This window comes from Chryseobacterium sp. AG363 (genome assembly GCF_003610675.1).
Lineage (GTDB): Bacteria > Bacteroidota > Bacteroidia > Flavobacteriales > Weeksellaceae > Chryseobacterium > Chryseobacterium cucumeris.
Genome location: NZ_RAQF01000002.1, coordinates 2013799 through 2035657 on the forward strand (window position 1 = coordinate 2013799; position 21859 = coordinate 2035657).

Annotated in this window: 19 protein-coding genes; 8 read left to right on the forward strand and 11 right to left on the reverse strand. The window is 36.4% G+C overall.

The annotated features are described in order from the left end of the window. Positions 1-181 precede the first annotated feature (181 nt). Entirely contained in the window at positions 182-775 is a 594-nt protein-coding gene (locus DEU39_RS09195) for a Crp/Fnr family transcriptional regulator (RefSeq protein WP_062671909.1), read from the reverse strand. Between the two features lie 529 nt (positions 776-1304). On the opposite strand from DEU39_RS09195, the gene DEU39_RS09200 reads away from it, so the two are divergent. Both DEU39_RS09200 and DEU39_RS09205 read left to right on the forward strand, forming a co-directional pair. Then, positions 1305-2126: an alpha/beta fold hydrolase gene (locus DEU39_RS09200; RefSeq protein ID WP_062671912.1), complete on the forward strand. Its 822-nt coding sequence runs from the start codon at positions 1305-1307 to the stop codon at positions 2124-2126. 267 nt (positions 2127-2393) lie between these two features. Continuing rightward, positions 2394-3905: a serine hydrolase domain-containing protein gene (locus tag DEU39_RS09205; protein WP_120231712.1), complete on the forward strand. Its 1512-nt coding sequence runs from the start codon at positions 2394-2396 to the stop codon at positions 3903-3905. A gap of 103 nt (positions 3906-4008) precedes the next feature. Here the strand turns inward: DEU39_RS09205 and DEU39_RS09210 are convergent, their stop codons facing one another. The 3 genes from DEU39_RS09210 to DEU39_RS09220 form a co-directional block, all read right to left on the reverse strand. Further along, positions 4009-4527, reverse strand: coding sequence for a DUF2911 domain-containing protein (locus tag DEU39_RS09210; RefSeq protein WP_062671916.1), 519 nt, complete (start codon positions 4525-4527; stop codon positions 4009-4011). A gap of 34 nt (positions 4528-4561) precedes the next feature. Beyond that, positions 4562-6253, reverse strand: a complete 1692-nt coding sequence (locus tag DEU39_RS09215) for a sodium:solute symporter (protein WP_062671918.1) — start codon at positions 6251-6253, stop codon at positions 4562-4564. 100 nt (positions 6254-6353) lie between these two features. Beyond that, positions 6354-8858, reverse strand: a complete 2505-nt coding sequence (locus tag DEU39_RS09220) for a PIG-L family deacetylase (RefSeq protein WP_120231713.1) — start codon at positions 8856-8858, stop codon at positions 6354-6356. Between the two features lie 462 nt (positions 8859-9320). Between DEU39_RS09220 and DEU39_RS09225 the strand changes: the two genes are divergently transcribed. Further along, positions 9321-10538, forward strand: a complete 1218-nt coding sequence (locus DEU39_RS09225) for a hypothetical protein (RefSeq protein ID WP_062671921.1) — start codon at positions 9321-9323, stop codon at positions 10536-10538. 34 nt (positions 10539-10572) lie between these two features. Here the strand turns inward: DEU39_RS09225 and DEU39_RS09230 are convergent, their stop codons facing one another. Beyond that, positions 10573-11112, reverse strand: coding sequence for a hypothetical protein (locus DEU39_RS09230; RefSeq protein ID WP_120231714.1), 540 nt, complete (start codon positions 11110-11112; stop codon positions 10573-10575). A 94-nt stretch (positions 11113-11206) separates the two neighbouring features. Here DEU39_RS09230 and DEU39_RS09235 point away from each other — a divergent pair, with 94 nt between their 5' ends. Then, positions 11207-11500, forward strand: a complete 294-nt coding sequence (locus tag DEU39_RS09235; protein WP_120231715.1) for a helix-turn-helix domain-containing protein — start codon at positions 11207-11209, stop codon at positions 11498-11500. A 51-nt stretch (positions 11501-11551) separates the two neighbouring features. Here DEU39_RS09235 and DEU39_RS09240 read toward each other — a convergent pair whose 3' ends face one another. The 5 genes from DEU39_RS09240 to DEU39_RS09260 form a co-directional block, all read right to left on the reverse strand. Then, a complete protein-coding gene (locus DEU39_RS09240; RefSeq protein ID WP_120231716.1) occupies positions 11552-12610 on the reverse strand; it encodes an N-6 DNA methylase in 1059 nt (352 codons plus the stop codon). Next, entirely contained in the window at positions 12607-13461 is an 855-nt protein-coding gene (locus DEU39_RS09245) for a hypothetical protein (protein WP_120231717.1), read from the reverse strand. Before DEU39_RS09245 ends, DEU39_RS09240 begins: the two co-directional genes overlap by 4 nt. Before the next feature lie 4 nt (positions 13462-13465). Then, positions 13466-15154: a zinc ribbon domain-containing protein gene (locus tag DEU39_RS09250; RefSeq protein WP_120231718.1), complete on the reverse strand. Its 1689-nt coding sequence runs from the start codon at positions 15152-15154 to the stop codon at positions 13466-13468. Positions 15155-15632: 478 nt separating this feature from the next. Further along, entirely contained in the window at positions 15633-16271 is a 639-nt protein-coding gene (locus DEU39_RS09255) for a hypothetical protein (protein ID WP_120231719.1), read from the reverse strand. Positions 16272-16685: 414 nt separating this feature from the next. Then, positions 16686-17357 carry a hypothetical protein gene (locus DEU39_RS09260; RefSeq protein WP_120231720.1) on the reverse strand — a complete coding sequence of 224 codons (672 nt, stop codon included), beginning with the start codon at positions 17355-17357 and terminating at the stop codon, positions 16686-16688. A gap of 460 nt (positions 17358-17817) precedes the next feature. Between DEU39_RS09260 and DEU39_RS09265 the strand changes: the two genes are divergently transcribed. The 4 genes from DEU39_RS09265 (at position 17818) to DEU39_RS09280 (ending at position 19584) form a co-directional block, all read left to right on the forward strand. Then, on the forward strand, positions 17818-18270 hold the full coding sequence (locus tag DEU39_RS09265) for a PA2169 family four-helix-bundle protein (RefSeq protein WP_120231721.1): 453 nt from the start codon (positions 17818-17820) through the stop codon (positions 18268-18270). 107 nt (positions 18271-18377) lie between these two features. Then, entirely contained in the window at positions 18378-18926 is a 549-nt protein-coding gene (locus DEU39_RS09270) for a type 1 glutamine amidotransferase domain-containing protein (RefSeq protein ID WP_120231722.1), read from the forward strand. A 122-nt stretch (positions 18927-19048) separates the two neighbouring features. Then, positions 19049-19366, forward strand: a complete 318-nt coding sequence (locus tag DEU39_RS09275) for a hypothetical protein (protein WP_120231723.1) — start codon at positions 19049-19051, stop codon at positions 19364-19366. A gap of 47 nt (positions 19367-19413) precedes the next feature. Then, positions 19414-19584 carry a lmo0937 family membrane protein gene (locus tag DEU39_RS09280; protein ID WP_047433678.1) on the forward strand — a complete coding sequence of 57 codons (171 nt, stop codon included), beginning with the start codon at positions 19414-19416 and terminating at the stop codon, positions 19582-19584. Between the two features lie 78 nt (positions 19585-19662). Here DEU39_RS09280 and DEU39_RS09285 read toward each other — a convergent pair whose 3' ends face one another. After that, the gene (locus DEU39_RS09285; RefSeq protein ID WP_120231724.1) at positions 19663-21573 is read right to left on the reverse strand and encodes an amidohydrolase; all 1911 of its coding nucleotides are present in this window, start codon (positions 21571-21573) and stop codon (positions 19663-19665) included. Positions 21574-21859 lie beyond the last annotated feature (286 nt).

Genomic DNA, 21859 nt, shown 5'->3' on the forward strand with positions numbered 1-21859 from the left:
TTCTTATTGTTTAAATTAATAAAGCAAATATAGACCTGATAAAAATCTCAGAAATTGAACTGGTTTAATAAATGACTTTTTCTTGTATTCTCAATAAAAAAGTGATTTACACATTTTGTATAAACCACCCTAAAAATTCTTAGAATTTTCGTTTTCACCTCGGGAAAGGAAAATTTTCTGCTTATTGTTTCTGTTTTTCTTTATTAGCTAAACGTTTTCGAATTGTACTCACAAACTCTTTAGAAACGCCAAGGTATGATGCAATATAATACTGCGCTACACGCTGCGGGATGGTAGGATAAACTCTGATAAATTCCAGGTAACGGTCAGTGGCAGGTTGAGAAATTGTATTGATAAGGCGATTTTGAAGCGTCACCACATACCGCTGCATCATCAGCCGGAATGCTCTTTCAAACTTCGGAACCTTCTGCAGTAATTCCTCTTTGGTTTCCGGATTCAAAATATAAATTTCGGTATCTTCCAGGGCTTCTATAAAAATCTTCGAAGGCGTTTTATTATTAAAAGAATCAATATCCGTAATCCACCAATCTTCAACAGCAAACAGAAGAGTCACTTCAAAACCGTTTTCATCAAGATAATATGTTCGTGTACAGCCCTGCTTTATAAAACCTTCAAACTGACAAATTTCTCCTTCACGCAGAAGGTGTGTTTTCTTCGGGTACTTCTGAAGTGTGAGCAAACCTTCATAAATGTTTTCCTCTTCTTCTGTTAAAGTAACAAATCGTGAGATGTTTTTGATAATATTTTGAAACATAAATTTATTTTACAGCTGCAAATTAGGCAAAAGTGTGTAAATTTCAATCTCCGGAAGCCCTCTGCCACAGCCGTAATGATCAATTATCTTCATATTTTCGGTTTATATTTTTACATTTTTTTTAAATCTCATTTTCAAACTTTTTTACAATCCTGAACCAAGCAAAATAATATCTGCTTCATTTTCTTTGACATACCCCAGACAAACTCTTTCATCATGTTGTATTTTCCCTTTTCAACCTCCATTGTTTTCGATCATTCTTTCTAGAATTTCATGTTTTTTTACAATCATAAAAAAATTAGGTGGCTGCGTTACTTTGGAAGAGAAAGTAGATACAGATTTTGAAAGCAGCATGATAAGTGGGGCGAGTGGAAGATAAAAATAACTATCAGAATAAAAAAAAATTATAAAAATGCACGAAATTAAACTAGATTAATTTCTATCTGCTTTATCCACCATACATTTGCTAAAGAAATAAGAAAACAAATACTTATCAAATAAATTAACCCAACATTAAAAATTCAAAACAATGAGCACATTACAATTAAAAGACGGAACAGAGATTTTTTATAAAGACCAGGGAGAAGGGCCAGTATTAATGTTTCACCACGGATGGCCATTATCATCAGACGATTGGGATGCACAGGTAATTTTCTTCCTTCAGAGAGGGTACAGAGTAATTTCACACGACAGAAGAGGCCACGGTCGTTCCAGCCAGAATATTTACAATCACACCATCGAGCAATATGCTTCTGACGCTGCAGAATTGGTTGAATTCCTTGATCTGAAAGATGTCGTTCACATTGGTCACTCTACAGGAGGGGGTGAAGTGATCCGTTACGTTCATAAATATTCTAACGGAAGAGCCAAAAAAGCAGTTTTAATCAGCGCCGTTCCACCAGTAATGGTAAAAAGTGAAAACAACCCTGACGGTGTTCCGATGGAAGTTTTTGATGGAATCAGAGAACAGACTTTGAATAACAGAAACCAGTTTTATTTTGATTTGACTTTCCCCTTCTACGGATACAACAGAGAAGGAGCTAATGTAAAAGACGGAGTACAGAGAAACTGGTGGAGACAAGGAATGATGGGCGGAATCGTGGCACATTATGACGGAATCAAAGCATTTTCCGAGACTGACTTTACTGAAGATTTAAAAGCTGTAGATATTCCTGTTTTGGTTCTTCACGGAGAAGATGATCAAATTGTTCCCATCGAAAACTCTGCCATTAAATCTGCAAAACTGTTGAAAAACGGAAAACTGATTACGTACCCGGGTTTCCCTCACGGAATGCCTACTACGGAGCACGAAACCATTAATAAAGATCTTTTGGAATTTATTGAGGCTTAATATAAAATATAAAAGGGGAATCGAAAATGATTCCCCTTTTTTTATACAAGACAAAATAGTCTATTGGATAGTCTGGGAGAAGTGTATTATACCAATCAGCAATATGATGTAGCATTAGATTATTATAAAAAAGCAATAGGTCTTGGGGGAACGAAGAAATGACAGAAAAAATGGAGAGGCAAACGGAAAAGTAAAACAAGTACAAAATGTAACAACATCTTCTTTTGAATTGTCTTATTACATACATAACCAATTCAATATTTCTAAATGAAAAAAATACACCTCATCCTACTGCTTTCTTTATCATTGAATATTTTCGCCCAAAGTGTGAAGGATAAAATAAAATCATTCGAAGATAATCTGCTGAGCTGGGATACATCGAAAACAAAAAAGTGGACGCTAAAAGAAAGAATGGCTTTCTACAACATGAATGCAGTAAGCATTGCGGTCATAAAAGATTATAAGATAGAATGGATAAAAGCGTATGGCTATGCAGATGTTGCTGAAAACAGAAAAGCAACTCAGCAAACGCTGTTTCAGGCCGCATCTATTAGCAAGTCTATCAACAGTCTCGGTCTTTTAAAATTGGTTGAACAAGGAAAATTAAACTTGGACAATGACATCAATAAGTATTTAAAAACCTGGAAATTTCCATACGACTCGGTTTCAAAAGGCAAAAAAATTTCCCTTGCTAATCTGTTAAGCCATAAAGCAGGTTTATCCGTTCATGGTTTCGGAGGCTATCAAAGAGGGAAAGAATTACCTACTCTCCTACAAATTCTCGATGGACAAAAACCTGCCAATTCTCCTGCGGTGCGGTCTGTGTTTGAGCCCAACCTTAAATTTCAATATTCAGGAGGGGGAACAACCATTTCACAATTAATCCTTGAAAATACTACAGGAGAAAAGTATGAAGATTATATGTTGAAAAATGTTTTGACCCCTTTAGGGATGAATGAAAGTTCTTATAATCAACCGCCTTCTTCAGATAAAGAAAAATTACTGGCAACGGCTTATGTTAACGGAAAGGAAGTAAAAGGTAAATATCATATTTATCCTGAAAAAGCAGCAGCCGGTTTATGGACCAACCCCAATGATCTGGCAAAATATATCATCGAAACCCAATTGTCATTTGCAGGCAAATCGAATAAAGTTTTATCAAAGGAAATGTCTGTAAAGAGAATTGAAAATAATTACGGCGTGTTTCTGAATGATTTCAAAGGCACAAAATATTTCGGACACAGTGGTGGGAATGAAGGTTTTGCGTGTTACTATATTGGAAGTGTTGAAGACGGAAACGGTCTGGTTGTAATGACTAACGGCAATAATTTCAAACTCATCGATGAAATTCTTTTAAGTATTGCCAGTTTGAACCAATGGAAAAATTATCCCATTGAGCCTCAAAAAGAATCCATTGCCTTAACCATCAGAAAGGAATGTTTAAAAAATATTGACAAAGGAATTGCATTGTACCAGGAACTGAAAAAGAATAATCCCAATGGCTACAACTTCTCCAATGAAAACGAACTCAACGAACTTGGCTATGAATTGCTAAGAGACAACCAATCAGAGGCAGCACTTAAGATTTTTAACTTAAATGTCAATGAATTTCCAACGTCAGGAAATGTATATGACAGTCGTGGTGAAGCTTATTTTAACAAAAAAGAATATACATTGTCAAAAAACGACTATCAGAAATCATTGGAACTTGATCCGACCAATCAGAATGCTAAGGAAATGATTTTGAAAATCAACCAACTTTTGACTGCTCAAAAATAAATTACACTTTTTTCGATGTAATGACAGTAATCTTGGATACAATATCAAAATGACAAACAAAAAATCCCGGTTAATCCGGGATTTTCATTTCTTATACTTACATTTATTTGATCTCTACAGGCACTGAGATTTTATCCCAATCCATTGTAAATCCATTATTGTTTATTTTATAAACTAAAGTTTCCTGTGTTGCCGGCAAAGCCTTTGTTTTTACATCAACACGTAAAGCATCTTTAGATTGTTCGTATTTATAAGCACCCCATTGTTTTGGCTCCTTGTTAAAAATCGCAGTCCAGGTTCCGCTTTGTTTAGGGATTAAGAAAAAGCTGTATTTACCTGCAGGCAGTTTTTTACCCTGAACGGTAATATCTTTATCCGTTTCGAAAGTAGTGGCTTCATTAGCACCTGCACGCCAAACTTTATCATAAGCTTCCAAACCACCCCAGATTGTACGTCCTTTTACTGAAGGACTGCTATAGGCAATTGTAATGTTTGCATCTTTAATTTTTCCTGTAGCAGTAGCCGGAGGGCTGGCAGGTTTTTTAGTTTCCTGTGCAAAAGCGTTTACGGAAAGCGTCACTGCTGCAAAAAGTACAGTAGCTGATTTAATCATTGTTTTCATAATATTTTATTTGTTTGTTTTTATTATTATTTGCTTACGAATTTACTGTTTTCTGCTTATAAAACAGCAATCCGATTGCTGAAAATATAATCACCGCTGCTGCCCCTATTACATTAAGCCAAAGGAAGGAAACAATATCAAACTGATAAATGGCAATGACCGTAATTTCTGATAAAATTGCAGCAATAAATACATTCGGTCCGTCAATTTTTTTATAGTAAAATGCCACCAGAAAAATTCCCAGGATCGGACCGTAGAAAAGAGAACCTAATACATTAACCGCTTCAATGAGAGAACCCATTTGCGTGGCAAACATGGCCACACCGATTGAGAAAATACCCCATGCTAAAGTGTGCAGGCGGCTGTACTTCAATTCGGTTTTCTCATCAGGAAGTTCTTTTTTAAATAGTAAATGAACATCTTTTAATGAGCAGGCAGCAAGGGAATTAAGCGCGGCCGAAATGGAACCCCAGCTGGCCAGAAAAATGACGGCAAACAGTAAACCGATCATCCCTACAGGCAATGTATTTTTTACGAAATACAGGAAAATGTAATTCGTATCTGTTTTCTCCGTAGTATAGTTGGAATGATTGATAGCTTCCTCTACCCTGCTGTGTAATGCTTTGACTTCTGTCTGTGTATTTTTAAAATCCTGAATTGTTTTTTGAAGTTGTGGAGAATGCGTTTCTTTTAACTTGAGAATTTCCTTCGATTCTGCATTAAATTTTAACTGTAAATCCTGATGTTCTTTTTCAAAAGCCGCAGCCTGTTCAGGATTTGCTTCCTTTAAATGCTGATAGGAACGTTCGTTAAAATAAATCGGAGCCGGTTTCAGAGAAAAGAAAGCGAAAAGCAAAGCACCAATCAGGAGAATAGCAAACTGCATCGGAATTTTAACCAATCCGTTCAGCAGCAAGCCCATTTTTGCATTAGTATTATCTTTTGCAGTGATATACCTACCGACCTGGCTCTGGTCTGTCCCGAAATAAGAAAGCGCCAGAAAAAAACCACCAATTATTCCACTCCAGATATTGTATTTATCTTTCCAGTCAAATTCCGTGGTGATGACATTAAGCTTCCCGGATTTCCCCGCCAGATACAGCGCATCATTAAAACCGATTCCATCCGGCATATTCTGAATAAGAAGATACCCTGCAAAAGCCATAGTTCCGAGAATAATAAGAAACTGTAATTTCTGGGTGTGAGCGATCGCTTTTGCACCTCCAATATAAGTGTAGATCAACAGAATGCCACCTGTTAAAACATTGGTTACATAAATATTCCAGTTTAAAACGCTTGATAAGATAATACTCGGAGCGTAAATACTGATTCCGGTTGATAACCCTCTGGAAAAAAGAAAAAGCAGTGAAGTGAGCACCCTTGTTTTTTTATCAAAACGGTTTTCTAAATATTCATAGGCAGTATAAACATTTAAGCGTTGAAAAATCGGGATGAAAGTAATACAGATCACAATCATCGCCAAAGGCAAACCAAAATAATACTGCACAAAGCGCATTCCGTCTGTATAAGCCTGGCCCGGTGCTGAAAGAAATGTAATGGCACTTGCCTGGGTAGCCATAATACCGATGAGCACAATATACCAGGGCATTTTATTATCTGCTTTCAGGTAGGATTCGTTGCTTTTTTGGCCACGACCGATGAATACGCCGTAAACCACCACTGCAACAAGTGTAACAATAAGAACCGTCCAATCTATATTACTCATGCCCAGAATTTAGTAAACCCATAATAAAATACGATCTGTACTGCTAATGCAACGGCTAATAGTATGTACCAGATATTCCAGTTTTTAAGTTGTTTGTTCATCAGTTTTTCTGTGCAGATAAAAAGTTTAAAAATAAACGTGCAGCTCCTACATTTCCCGCAGGCAACTGTCTGAAAAATGCTAACGGTGTATAAATAAAATTACCCTTTCCGTATCTGGCATATAAAGTTGATCCCTGAAGAGGCTCTTCATCCGTATCATGCATTTCAAAAAGCGGTTCATATGCGGCATCCCATTGAGCAGGGAAATAGGCACCACGTTCCTGTACCCAGCCTTTAAAATCATCCGCAGTTATTTTATTCGGAAAGTTCAGTAATTTATGATTGGGATTTAAAAACCTAACCGCAGCATTTTCTTCAGTAACACGCTTATTGGCAATAGTGAAATTGTACATTCCCAATTTGTCAACGGTTGTATCCTGGTTGGTATTATACTGCATCACCAGATTACCTCCGGCTTTGGCATAGGACCATAAAAACGGCATCCAGCGGCCCAGCTTTTTTTCGGTGTTATTGGCACGAACACCCAATACAATGGCATCATATTGTGATAGTTTGTTTTGATTGCCGTTTCCGCCGGATTCATCTATGTTTCCATAAAAATCTTCGTCTTTCAGGATATCTACCTGAACACCTGCAATGCGCAGAAACTCGGGAATAAAATCACCCGCACCTTGTATGTAACCTACTTTTTTTACTTTCGCCTGAATATCGCCTTTCATTACTGTCACAGTGGCAGGCGCAAAATATTGCAGGGAAGGCAAATGCGGATACTGAATTAATATTTGTTTTTTATTATAGATAGCCCCATCTGCAACATAATTGGCGTCCAGTTGCAAACGGTTTGAGCTTAGGGAAGCAAGCTTAGCTTTTGGAATAACGTAATCGAAAGTAAAATCTTTCTCTTTTACAGAATTTACTTCAGCACTTCCTAATCTTTCTCCGTTATACATAAGGTTCAAAACACCTTTATTGAACGGTTTGTTGGAATTCACCTTAAAATGTAAACTCAAACGTAAATCTTCATTTTCTTTGACCCAATAAAGTGACTGTGTAAATTTCAGTTCCAGTGCAGGAACAATGCGCAAAGCTTCGACCACATCACCACGCACCGGATCTAATTTCTTGAAAGATAAAGGAAGCTTAACCTGAAACTTTTCTGAACCGATTTTTAAACCAAGTAAAACATTCAGCGGTGATTCTGCCTCCGGTAAACCGATTAAAGTATCATTGGGAACGGAGAAAGTGGCGGCATTCACGGGAGGTTTTGCCAACCAGTAAGGTTCTGTGAGTGCTGCATCAGCAGGAATCTGAATGTCGTGCTGAATGGTAATTAAAGAATCTTTTGATAGTTTTCGGTTGAAGTTTTCTGATTGACTTAGCCATTGTACATCCTCTAAAATAACAGGATCTGCAGCTCTTGAAATCAGATTTAACCTGAAAGTGTAATGATCTCCGGCAACCGCTTCAGCCTGATTGGTAACAACCTCACCCATAAATCCGGCACAGCTTAAAATAATATGATCAAGAGATTTAATTTTATCCTTTTTAAAATCTCCATCTTTGATTGCCATGACCTTTTTTCGCAAAGCAAGCAAAGCAGGTAAGCTGAGGTCTGGATGATTGAAATTGAAAGCAGAAATAATCTGATCTAATGACTGATCAATATCAGCGTTTCCTTGTGAAGTCCAGGTTTTAGTAACTCCGTCAAAAAGAGTTGCTTCTGCAGGCTCACCGGCAACGTGGGCAAAATATTCTGTTCTGATCCCGGCTACAGACTGTGTTCCTGCTCCCTGGCTTTTATGCAAACTTCTGCTTAATCCGGCCAATTCTCCGTAACCCATTCCCAGTTGAGCGTCATATTGCCCAACGGTCACTTTCAGTTGGTTTTCAGCAGTGGTATTCACTCCACCAAAGCGGAAAGTATTCCACAATACGCGTTTTGGCTGCCACGCATTGACATATTTCAGTTGATCCGGGAAAGCCGTTTTATCACCTGCCAGCTTAAAGGCTTTTTCCGCTACCACAGCCGAAGCTGCATGTTGTCCGTGCCCTGCCGCAGCAGTAGGAGGAAAACGACAAATGATAATATCCGGACGGAATTTACGGATTACCCAGACTACATCTGCTGTAATACTGTCTGCATTCCATTGTTTAAAAGTGTCGGTCGTATTTTTAGAAAACCCGAAATCAATCGCACGGGTAAAAAACTGTTGGGCACCATCTAACTTTCTTGCTTCCAAAAGCTCATGCGTTCTGATTAAACCCAATGCAGCACCTTGTTCTGTGCCTAATAAATTCTGCCCGCCATCACCTCTGGTTAAAGACAGATAGCCCGTTTCTACATTTTGGTCGTTGATTAACCAGGAGAGCAATCCCGTATTCTCATCATCGGGATGAGCTGCAAGGTATAAAACTTTAGGAAGATGTTTCAGCGTTTTGATTTCACGGTAAATTTCAGATGATTGGGAAGGCCGGACCTGCTGGGCCGAACAAAATACCGTATAAAAGCCAAGGATAAATACAGTGCTTACTTTTTTGAACATTTAAATTTGCTTTGCGGCAAATATAAGTAAATCCTCTTTCTTTCAACATTAAAAGAATCAGGCTGTGAATTTTACAGAATTTTTTTTTAAAATTAACCCGCAAAGGCAGAAAAATTTTATTGTTTAAACACTTTAGTACGTTTCACAAAGTTTAAGGAAACACTACATAACGAAGTTCACATAACATGAATATCTTCGATTTTCTACAAAACTTTAGTGGACTTCTTATACACAAAGCAGATTAGCTTACATAACTAAAGTGTTTAAAAGCTCTTGTGCCTTTTATTGCTCATAAAAAAATGAAAATTAGCCGATAAAAAAAATTAAATTTTTATCTTAAAAAACATATCATAATGATACTCAATATTACCAATTAGTTAATTTTTATCAATCACAAACTTCTTTTTTTCATTTTTCACAAAAAAAAGAATTATATTTGGTTCACACAAAATACACCCTCATATGAAAACAAAATTTACACATCTCACTGCTATTCTTATTTCAGGTATTTCTTTTGCCCAAGTAGGGATCAACACAGCTTCACCTAAAACAACATTGGATGTATCTGCCACAAGGGACACTTCAGGAGTGATTACGAATAACACACAAACATTCGGATTACAGGCCCCAAGGCTTACCAGAGCTGAGCTTACAGCCAATACCGCTACCTATGGCACCAATCAGACAGGCGCATTAATTTATATTACGGACGTCACCGGCGGAGATGCCACAGGGCAACGTATCAATGTTACTGCTATGGGTTATTATTATTTTGACGGAACAGTATGGCAAAGACTGACACAGGCAACCAATGCCGTAGCTCCGGCAATTTCTACATTACAGTGTACCACAGCTTACTTAAGTCCTTCTACTTATACTCCCGGTACTCCTTACACCGGAAACCTGAGAGTTACTTATAGCGGAGGAAACGGTGGAGCATATAATTCAGGAACTCCTTTTACCATCAACGGATTGACTTTCCAGTTAAGACCGGGAACTTTAGAGTTTGGTGATGGCGAACTGGTATTCTCAGTAAGCGGAACTCCCACCACTGCTAATGACATGACTATTCCGATGACCAACAGTACGGTTTCTTTCCTAACAGCAGCGCAAAACTGTACCGCTACAGTGGGAAATAGCAGCCGTGCAGACATTGCACCTGTTGCAGCAATGGGATATCCTACTCTGACAACTGATTCCAATGGGAAACAAGCTTATACCTTCCCTCTTGCTACCCCGGATGGTAAGTATTCGATCAGAGTAATATTTGACACCACCAGTGGTACAACCGCTGCCATTCCTAATGTACAATTATTTAACAATACAGGTTCTACCGTAAATCTATATTGGAATTACAATACCGAATATGGCGGTTATATTGGAGCAGCTCAAACTACCAACAATATTACTTCAGGAGTATGGGGCGGTATGGGAGATGCAACAGCTACCTGGTTTCCTCAAGGCACCGGAGCAGTAGGAAGCGCTTACTGGGGGAACGTAGGGATTATAGATGGTTCCAGTGGCGGACCTGAGCATAGAAGATATACCTGGATAGACAGCAACGCTTCTTCAAAAACTGCTTATACCGCAACCATTATGGCAGGAGCCCCCACCTCAGGGAGTGCCCAACCCAACCTTTCTAAAATTTACATAAAGATAGAGCAAGTAAAAGCTCAATAATATAATGCCCCTGAAAAAGGGGCATTTTTTATTTTTAATGGGTTTCAGCTATCTTCTTTTCTCTTCTTCTCTGAAGAATAAGATGTGCCGCATCCAGCATTTTCACCATATGGATGTAGGGCATCACGATATTTCTTTCCGGTAGATTTTCATAAACACCCATTGAAAAATAGACGATTCCGGACATAAAATAATCAAATTCTTTGAGGGTGTAGGCACTGAATGCTTTTTTGAAAACCAGCAGAGGATTCCGGTATTCTTTCTCCGAAAGAAGGCCAAGAACCCAAGGGGAAATCTTTTCCGATTGTGTATCGACCGTCCATTTTCTGTTCTTCAGCATCATGAGATAGCCTGCCCGGATCAATGACCTCATCGACTGATGAAACTGGAAGATCACCGCCGGATCTTCATGGATCCAGCTATTTCTCTTTACCGCATAATTCATAATGTTGCTGAGCCTTTCTTTGGAAACATCCAGCTCATTGAACTGAAAGAAAGTTTCTATCAGCTGCAAGCCGGAGTTCTTCTTTTCTGCCCGAAACCGGGGATCGAAGTTTGTTCTGCTTTTTTTCATTGTTTGTATTTTTTTATAAATATACAAAAAAAAACAAAAAGGGATACTTATAAGTATCCTAAATTTTAAACATAATCTTAGAATTTTACAGTTAATGAATGAGATCGAACTTAATAACTGTAAAAAAGCTCTTGGTTATAGAATTTCTGAATTAAGAAAGAAAGTAATAAATCCCGAGACAAATAAACCTATTTCACAAGAAGAACTAGGTTTAAGAACTGGGCATGCAAAAAAAACCATAGGAGAATTGGAAAGAGGTAATACCAATCCCCGATATGATACTCTACTTATAATCTGCAAAGAACTTAATATTACTATACAAGAACTCTTTGATTTTGATATGAAAAAATATATTAACGATTTCAATACAAAAAATACCAATCAATAACTTTTCATTAAGAAATTATTTAATTATAATTTGGATTTATAAATATTATATCTATATGGTATTAAGTTCTAATAAAGCATCTTCAATATCTTTTTTACATATATATTTAGCTGTTAATCCCTTTAATTTATTCAGTAAAATTAACTCTAACTTTTTTAGTTCATAATCATTTTCTAAAGAATTATTTCCTCTTATAATATAAAAGTAATCAGAAAACAATTGTCCAATAAAAGAACTACTAACTTTGAAAACTCTTCCCGAATTTCTTCCAACTCGTGAAATAAGTATATCTGATTTTTTTAAAATAAATTTGTCATCATACTTATTAAAATTCACATAACAATCTAAATGTAAAATAGCTTCTTTATTACTAAAATGAACTACCTGTTGATAATTATCTCTATTTGCATTATCAGGGAGACTTTTAATGATTTTAGAATTATCTATACCTCTAAAAATTTTATGCTCATCAAAAGTTTTAGTTTTTAAAAATTTATCATTTTTAGAGATTGAAGAATGGCCTAAATATTTAGCAATAAAAATTCTTGTCTTTACTTCACTACCTGAAAAGTAAATTTGGGGCTCACCTAAATATATAACTTCAAAATAGGAAATAAACAAATTTTTGAACTCTACAAGTTTTTCAGAAGAGAAAATATTTTCTGGTAAAATAGCTGCAAAAATTTCACCAGGCATTAAAAGTGACATATTAGAAATTATCATATTAGTTTCAATCCTTTTAGATTTAATAGCAACACCCTGTAAATCAGGATGTCTATTACAAAACGTAATTATTTCTTGCTCTAATTTACCAAATGGTGGGTTGGCTAAAATCAATTTTTTGTTTCGTTTGCTAATAAATTTTAAATTGCTAATATCTAAAGCATCTAATAAATATTTAGAGCATTTTTTAATCTGTAGTTTTTTAATCTGATGAATATCTACTGCTATTATTTCTGCATTCCATCTATTTGTAGCCATTTCTAAAAAGTTACCACTTCCTGCACATATATCAATAACTAATTCAGGATCATAATCATCTGGTATCATATTAATAATCATTTTAGCTAATGATTTTGGTGTGTAAAAGCTACTCCATTCTTTCATCATGTTAAGGATCTATAAAAATTTCTGTAAATATTGTAAGCGTCCAACACATTTACATGGTTTGGTGGAACTTCTAAAGTTGACACAAATGTTTTGTAATAAGGTACAAAGATACGACGATCTTGATTATAATTCCAATGCCAAATTGTTGATGTTATTTTTTTATTATCATCCAAGATTAACCTCTGTAGCAAACTATTAAATATATAATTATTTATTTCTTTCACAACTACATTACAAGTAAGCTGTATTTCTTGAAGCAATGCATATGTAAGCCTAAGAGGCTTTTCAATACAAGGCGAATGATCTGAAAGCCCTAATTTTATAGCATTTTTTGTACCTAACTTTCCAAAACGATGTACTAAACAATGCCTAATCTCACATACTTTAGCAAATTCATTTAATGCTTCTGACAAAGAATTCGGTAAATGACCTTTTATACCCAAAAAATTTTTCAAAGAATCTTTAACGTTATTCTTTCCTGCAAACGAAACATCTTCCAAAATTGCTTCAGGAAGTAAGTTAGCCGTATGACTTATAGCTGCACCATATGACAAGGGCATTGCTTCACAAGTTTTTCTAGCTTGATCATCTATTAAAATTGTTCTTCTAATAATCTCTCTCATGTAGCTTTCAAACACTGAAATATAGCCTAAGACTACCAAGTTGGCAGTCAGTTCATTAAACACTGCGGGATTAATCAATAAAATTAGGGATCTAGTTTTATTAAAATAAGTATCAATTGGAGGCTCATCTGTTTCCGTAAAGGAAGTATTAAACATTTGATTAGTTTGGAGGCTATTGCAGTTTGATGTATTATTAGCATCAATAACTACCTGTCTATTTGAACTCATAATTTTATGCTAAAAATTCATCAACTATTGACATTACTTTCATAATAATTAACTGCGATCTGGCACCACCAATCTTTTTTACTTTAATTAATTCAGAAGTGGGATTTTGAACAGAATAAAAATCTTTAATTTTTTTAAATTTAGCCTCTTTTACTGCCGCTGCCTGAAAAGATGTTAGTGGTATAACATTAACATCTAACTCCATACAATTTTCAAATGCTGATGGCATAACTAATTCAGCTCCACAATTATGACAAAACCGTTGATTATCTTGTATACGTGGAGTCTGACATTTTGGACAAGGAGGAAGATCTAACTTTAAACTATCAATTTGTTCCCTAGATAATAATTTTTGATATTTTCGCCTTAATGGTTGTTTTTTTTCTGGAGCAAGAAGTTTTTCAAGAATTTTTTTCGCTTCAAAACCTCTCCCATTATTAAATGCTCTAGATTTAATTAGAAAAATTATGTGTGGAGAGAATCTAGTATATTCACGATCGTCACCGTGGCTAACAGTACTAGAATATTTATATAATAATCCTGCTTCATTCAGAAATTGAACCATTCGGTCTATCATTTTATTATCATATTTCTCAATACCTACTACTAAATTCTTATGATCCTCACTACTTTTATTTGATTCAGTTACTGCATCAATAATATTTTCAAAAAAAACATCTCCAGTCTCGATAATATTGGAAAATTGGGGAACCTTTCTTTTTAAAGATAAATACTCTGCTTTAATTAAATCTGAATGTTGATCTATAACTTCATTAAATCGAGCTTGTTTAGTTGACTTCGTAGATTGAATAAAAGACCTTATTAAGAAAATAAAGGCACGAGGTATCCCAAAAGATGCATATTTTAATATTTCTATGACATCCTTATCAATTTCTTTTGTAACCAAAAACAGGCGCTTTTCTATTAGACTATCCATAAAAGTACTATAAGATCTCATATCTTGACTTACATTTATCCAGCACTCTACTTTTTCAGCATCTTGACCTAAATGAAATTTCATACCATATTCTGTCGTACCAGGGTAAACGGATGCCTTAGGAGAAATTATAGGTGATTTTAAGCTAATGAAAATTTCAAAAAACTCAACTAAATATTCAGGAGTCAGAGTCAATGCTGCATCATCTAATAGAAGTATCGCACGCTTTCTTCTACAAAAAGTAATAGATGCCTCTATTATATTTTTTATTGATGAAACATTTAATTTAGTTAGGATTTCTTCGTCATCAAATCTAAATACACCTTTTTCAGCTTGTCCAATAAAATTTTCTAAATATTCTTTTTGAAGATATGCTTCCTTTAGAATAGTAGTCACATCAAAATTACTTTTCTCACAAAATTGATGTACTGCTAGAATTATTTTTGCTAAGACCCAAGTATGAAAAATAGTCTTTGCATTTGGTGCACTTGACATTAGCGGCTCTAAATGATAATATCTATTGAAACTAACATATAAAGAAAGTGGCAGTGCAGAATTACTAATGCATTCCAAATGCGTAATTAACATTTGATGTGTTTTACCAGTCCCTCTAGGGCCAACCAATAATTTAGCTCCACTACCTTTTAATTTTTTTTGAATATTTTGAAAATATTCACTATCAACATACCAGTCTTGTACTTGATCATATTCTAAATAATCGCTCCTTTCTTCTAATTCTTTCGTTTCGAAATCCATAACACCTATCAGTTTTTGTGTTCAAAGATATAAATATAGTTATTGATATTTATATCTTTGGATACTTATTTTTCACCTGTCTACTCTACGATTTTATGCCTTCCCTTCTTCAGAACTATTATCTTAAATCGGGGTTTTACTGTTGAATTCCTCTGCTGAAAGCTATAATTGATGCGAAAGCTACAAGCTGTCTCCTCTAAAGCAAATGAGAGCAAATAGTCAATCCAAGTCTATTTTCAACATACCTACTTTCTTCATCTCTTAATTTTTGACTTTTCATGATCTCCCCTTCTCCGAAGTCTCCCGACTTCGGAGCGAGTTCAAAGAAAAAACCTTATTTCATCAGCTTAAAATCAGGATCATTTCCATAGCTGAAATCAAAACAAAAAAATCCCAACTTTCGTTGGGATTTTTAAGCAAAACAAACTGCAAGTCTGTATTGTCACAAGATTTACCTTATATTTTCACCATCTTCACTCTACGGTTTTGTGCCTTGCTCAACCGGCGATTTCTGTAAAATTTGTATGGCTCCGGTAGAGGTATTTCCATAAAGCTGAATATAAATATCATCGCCATTTGACCTTCTGATGACATATACTTTTACGGGTTCATTCCAATAATCTATAGAACCTTCCTCACCAAAGTATTTGGCCTCTTCTTTTATTCTGTCAAGCTCTGGCTGAGAAACTTTACCATCAAATATTTTCACACCGCCAACTTTTGTAATAGCATCATCATAACTTTTCAAAAAATACGGCAATGACCATTCTTCCGTATTATCTTTCCCATTGACTACATATGTTTTCCATACTTTTCCTTCTATGGGCGTCATTACTCCGTTAAGTGGAAAATACAGCCTGTCAAAGCTTCTTTGTACGGGTTTATTTTGAAAGTCCAGTCCTTTGGGAAAACTGAAAAAGGGAAAATCTCCTACCTCAGCGGTGGAAACCGGCACAGAGTTGATGTCAAACTGAGGAGTTTCTCCCGGAGATTTTTCTGTGGCTGTACTATTTCCTATGGCGACAGTATCCTTAGCGGCCTCTGTTTTCTCTTCAGTCTTTTTGTTGCAGGCGGCAAGCAAAGCGCCTATTGATAGAATAATCAGTGTCTTCTTCATTGTAATACATTTAGTTTTGCGGTGTATAATTTTTTTAAAACAGTGAACGATAAAATAATACGAATCCTTCTTCATCAGAATTGTTCTGTATATTTTATCCCGTACTATTTTTGCGGCACTAACTTACAAATAAAAATAAGGATAGGAAATCCCTAATTTTAAGGAATTTAGTGAATAAAAAGATGATATCCTGATGATATTTGACGGAGATTTTCACTTTTGAAATTGATGATTTTTAAGATAGCAAAAATGTAGAATGAACTTTGCTGATTCCTAGAAACACATAGATAAGCACACCGCTTCATGAGCGACGAAGCCGAAGCACTTAGCTCACTTACAATACAACGAAATGATCAATGAACCTTTGCATAAAAAAAAGAATTCCAGTCATGATCTGATGAAAGATCTAAAAACTTACGCCTTCCTGATGATATCGCGGGTAAGATAAATATAATTAAACATACAAAACGTCGCCACCGCCCCGAAAGTATGCCACAAAAAATGTGTCCCGAAGCTGAACCATTCCCACTTATCAGCGATACGGAAGGTCAGTGCAAAAACAAAAGACAACACCGCAAAGCCTACCCATTTGCCAGCCTTCCATTGGGTATAGATCAAATACCTTAGTACCGAGAAAACTACCAATGAAGCCATGATGGCATAATTGACGTTGATAAAAAGAGAAGGGTTATCTGCCAAAATCCAGTTTCTCAAACCCACCATAAGTGCTGTATATACCAGAACCAGAACAACAGCATAGTACCACCGGGTACTCTGCGCTATAAAATAAAATCCGGCAGACAGACAGAGCAGCATAATAGGTAGCCAATCCATCATGATAAATACCGGCCATTGCCTGAAAGAATGGTAAACCGTTCCCCCTATGGCACCAATATATAATAATACCAGGCAGTAGGTTAAAAAAGGATGTTTTTTAAAATTACCTTTCATTTTAAAGGTCCAGAAAATAGCGATGGCTAAAAATAATAGGGCTGTTATTGCATTGAAGGGCTCAGGGAAAAACTGAGTCATATCTGTTTCCTTATATAACAGGCCTCCGTCCGGAGGTATTAGGTTTATTGGCATTGTCTTTTTTTATATTATTTACAGGCATGTTCTAGAGTGTACAATACAAACACAAGCCATTTTTCTAACCATTAGTAAAACATATACTTACTTATTATAAATATAGAAAAAATTATGGCATTGTACTCCGGGATGCCACATTATATTTTTATTAAGCACCCCTTCTACTCTATCTAAAGAAGCTGAAACCTTTATCAATTCTGTTTGCTGATCAATCAAAACATCGCTTGCAAAAATATTGGCCGATAAATGTCTTGTCAGAGAAGCATAACTTTGCAGCACAAATTCTCTATACCTCTGTGCCACTTTTAATTGTGGTGTTTTTGCCGTTCATCAGGTATTTTTAATTAAGATTTGTTTTCAAAATTTTAAGTTTTTTTTAAATACCACATCTTTGCAGATATGGTGTTTGAGGCACGGCGCTTGCAAAGTTCATAGTACCAATTTAAAATATAAAAATATGAACAACGAGAAAACAGTTTCAGTATTAAATGATTTACTGAACATTACCAACGACAGAATTCAGGGATTTTCAAAAGTGGAAGACAAAGTATGGGATGAGTATCCACAGCTGAGAGCAGATTATGATACCATGGTAGCCCAGTCTCACAAGATGAAAAACGAATTGAGCAATCTGATTACAGAAAGAGGAGGCACACCGGATCAATCCGGATCAGCTGCGGGAGCCATCCACAGAGCATGGATTGATGTTAAAAATTCTTTTGCCACAGATACAGCCGGCTCTACGTTAGGAAATGTTGTATATGGTGAAAATGCTGCTATTGATGCTTATCAGGATGCTTTAGACAGCGGTGATCTTTGCCCGGAAAGTTCGAGAGTGGTACTGGATCAGCTTCATCAGCTTAAGGCTTCTCATGATAAATTTGAAGTTCTTGAAGATTTAAAAAAGTAGATATCCTCTTTCTCATGGGGGAAGTTTTTATTTAATCATCACACAACAATCGAACGTTGTAATCGGAGGTCACAGACCTTCCGATACTTAACACAAAAAACAGTACTATGTCAAAGAAAATCGCAATACTGGCCACACATGGCTTTGAAGAGAGTGAATTAAGCTCACCAAAAGAATATCTTGAACAACAGGGATGGACCGCCCATATCGTAAGTCCTGAATCCGGAAGTATTAAGGCATGGGCAGAAAAAGACTGGGGTAAGGAATATCCGGTAGATCAAACGCTCGACAATGCAGCGGCTTCAGATTATGATGCGCTGGTATTACCGGGAGGCGTTATTAATCCGGACCTGCTGAGAACCAATGAAAAAGCACTCACCTTTGTAAAAGATTTTTTTGCCCAGCATAAACCTGTAGCAGCCATTTGCCACGGACCTCAGGTACTGATCAACGCGGGTGTGGTAGAGGGAAGGAATCTGACTTCCGTCAACTCCATTAGCCAGGATCTAAAAAATGCCGGTGCACAGTGGGAAGACAGCGAGGTGGTAGTAGATGCCGGACTCGTGACAAGCAGAACACCAAAAGATCTTCCTGCCTTTAATGCCAAAATGGTAGAAGAGATCAGGGAAGGAAAACATACAGAACAAACGCTCTGAAACAAATAAAGTCTGGCTCTGCCAGGCTTTTTCTTTTCATCAAATATTTATATGCCTAAAAAGTACCACATTTCTATCTTATGGCAAAAAAATTGTAATTATTAAAATCAAATCACAATCGTATGAACAATATAGTAAAAATTACATTGGCTCTTGCAGCAGGAAGTTCTTTGCTTTATATGGGCCTGCGAAAGAAAGGCAAGAAAAGCAAAGTATATCTTGCACCTGACGGAAACACTTATAAAGAAAACCAGATTTACCGGACTTACGACAATAAACTTTATAAGAACGGCAAGGAGTTTCATTATCCCATGCCCCAGTTAGAGAATGATCAGTCTTCAAATAAAAATTACAGTACTGTTACTGATAAAGTTTATTCAAACTATAAGAGCGATCATAAAAGTACCCAATATCACCATAAAGGTTTAAGGCATCAATAAAGTGAAGCCGCCACTACACCACAACACTAACCACAAAAAATAATATTATGAGAAATCTATTATGGCTTGTTGCAGTCATCTGCATCGCTGTCTGGCTACTGGGAATGCTCGGAATCATTCCCGGTATGGACACAGGAAGCTTAATCCACACACTCTTGGTTGTTGCCATTATTGTTGTTCTGATCAATATTTTTACCGGCAGAAAACCTCTTAATTAAAAACAAAAAATCAGAGCAGAAATAATCTGCTCTGATAGGTATTTAATTAGCAACTATTTAAGCTCTTTTCAGAACCTTTTATGATTTATCTGAAAAAACAACATCTTTCTCTGTTAGTGTTTTTTCAGTCTTATGATTCACATACACAGGTATACCGCCTACCCAGGTTTCCAATACCGGAATGTCTCTCATTTTCATATACTGTAATGAAGGTGTATTCAATGAAAGAGGATCCTGTTCCAAAATAACGAAATCAGCAAAGTATCCTTCATTTAACGATCCTACCCATTTATCTGCATAACACTGCCAGGCAGCATCATAAGTAACGGCAATTAAGGCCTGCTCCGGGGTAATACGTTCCGCGCTGTTTAAGACCTCAATATCGTTTGGATTTTTTTCCATGATTCTGGTAATGGATTGTTCCATCATTCTCAGAGGACCTAATGGACTCACCTCATTGTCGCTGTGAAGGGTAATTCTCATACCGGCAGCAAGCGTTGAACCACAAAGATCAAGCATTTGTGCTTTTTCCCCGAATATTACTTCTTTAAAAGCATAGCCCCAGTAGCCTACGTGGCCGATCAGGAAACTTGGAGATACTCCCATTTGAAGCATATTGGTAATTTGCTCTGATGTCAGCAGTGAACAGTGCTCAATACGGTTACGAAGCTCCGGACCTCTATATTGAGCCAAACTACGCTGATAAGCATTAATGGCAAATGTTACGGCCTGATCTCCATTAGCATGAACCATCAGCGGCCAGCCTTTTACAGCGACCACGCTGTTGATTAATGTATTATAGTTCGGAGGAATCGTATGGGCCGGAATACCTGTCTGCGGAAAATTAAATACCCCTGTGTTGTTCGCAGGATTACACAGATAAGGAGCGCTCTGATAACCTGTCAATCCCTGGTTGGAACCATCTGAAACCACTTTAATATGCCCGTAATATACAGGTTTATAATGCTCCGGCTCTTTATAAGGTTCCAGTTTATCAACATCTTCCTGGCTGGAACATAGATAAGCTCCTCCTGTTCTTACGCGTTCCGGATGAGTCTCGAAGTATTTGGTTAACAGTACTTCTGAACCTTTATTCAATCCGGCATCGTACATAAAAGTAACCCCTCTTGAATTGGCTGTATTGAAAAGATTGGTAAGATATCTATTAATCTCTATGCTCATCGCAATGATCTGCAGCTTTACCGTCTTCAATGCAGGAGTCATTTGTAAGCCTTCCTGCAGCTGACCTTTGGTCTCAGCAATATAATTTTCAACGGTTTTATACTGGTTACTGATATCGGAATTATGTTTAAATACATATTCCAGCGCCTTGGTATTCAGATAAAGTGTATGCATAGAAGCACTTAACAACATCATCGGTGTCGTATGATTAATACTGTCAAGTAGTATATTATCGATGGTTATTAACTCTTTTTTACCATCTTTTTCCTTAAAAGGCATTAATGACGGGTCTAGACCTCTCCCTAAAATAACAGCCCCCGGAATTTTAGGAACATGATTGTTGATGATGGTCCCTACAGAGGTCAGGTCATAAACAGCCTTTAAATTCTGTCCTTCAAAAGGGCTCAGATCCAGCCAGCCCTGCATCATTGCTGTTGGAACCATATGAACATGGGGTTCTATCAGCCCCGGAAGCAAAGTTTGAGTACCGGCTAGTTCTTTTCTTTGAAACCCTTGATAATGCTGTTTCATATACTCTTCTACCTGATCTTTTGTACCAGTCACCACTACTTTTCCATCAGCGATCCCAACAGATTCAACGGTAGCTGTTGATCCTCCAATCATAGGACGGATGATTCCTCCGCATACCATCAGAGTTTGTGGTTTTTCGTGGGTGGCTTTTCCGGAACCCGGATTTATTTTGGTCATATTTTCTGCACTGAAAAGTTCTTCTTTAAGAACATCCAAAACAGGATTGTGGCAAGAGCAATGAGTACAGCCCTGCGTGTGATTGTGTGATTTTTCCATGGGAATAATTGGATTTAAGGATTGTGTGTAAGCTTAATTTTGGTTGTATTGATTTTGAATTATGCTTTATTTTGATATACATAGAACTACAGGCCTCTCATCAGATGAGGCCTATTGATAATTTAAATTAAAAGAATTTTTTAAGGTTCTATGTCAGGTTGAATTCGGGAAGGGTAATAAATTTCATATATTTTCATGTTTTAGTTTATTTTATAAAAATAATAAAAATATTCATTCAAAATATTTTTTATCACTAAATGTTGATTAAATTCACATCTCTAAAATT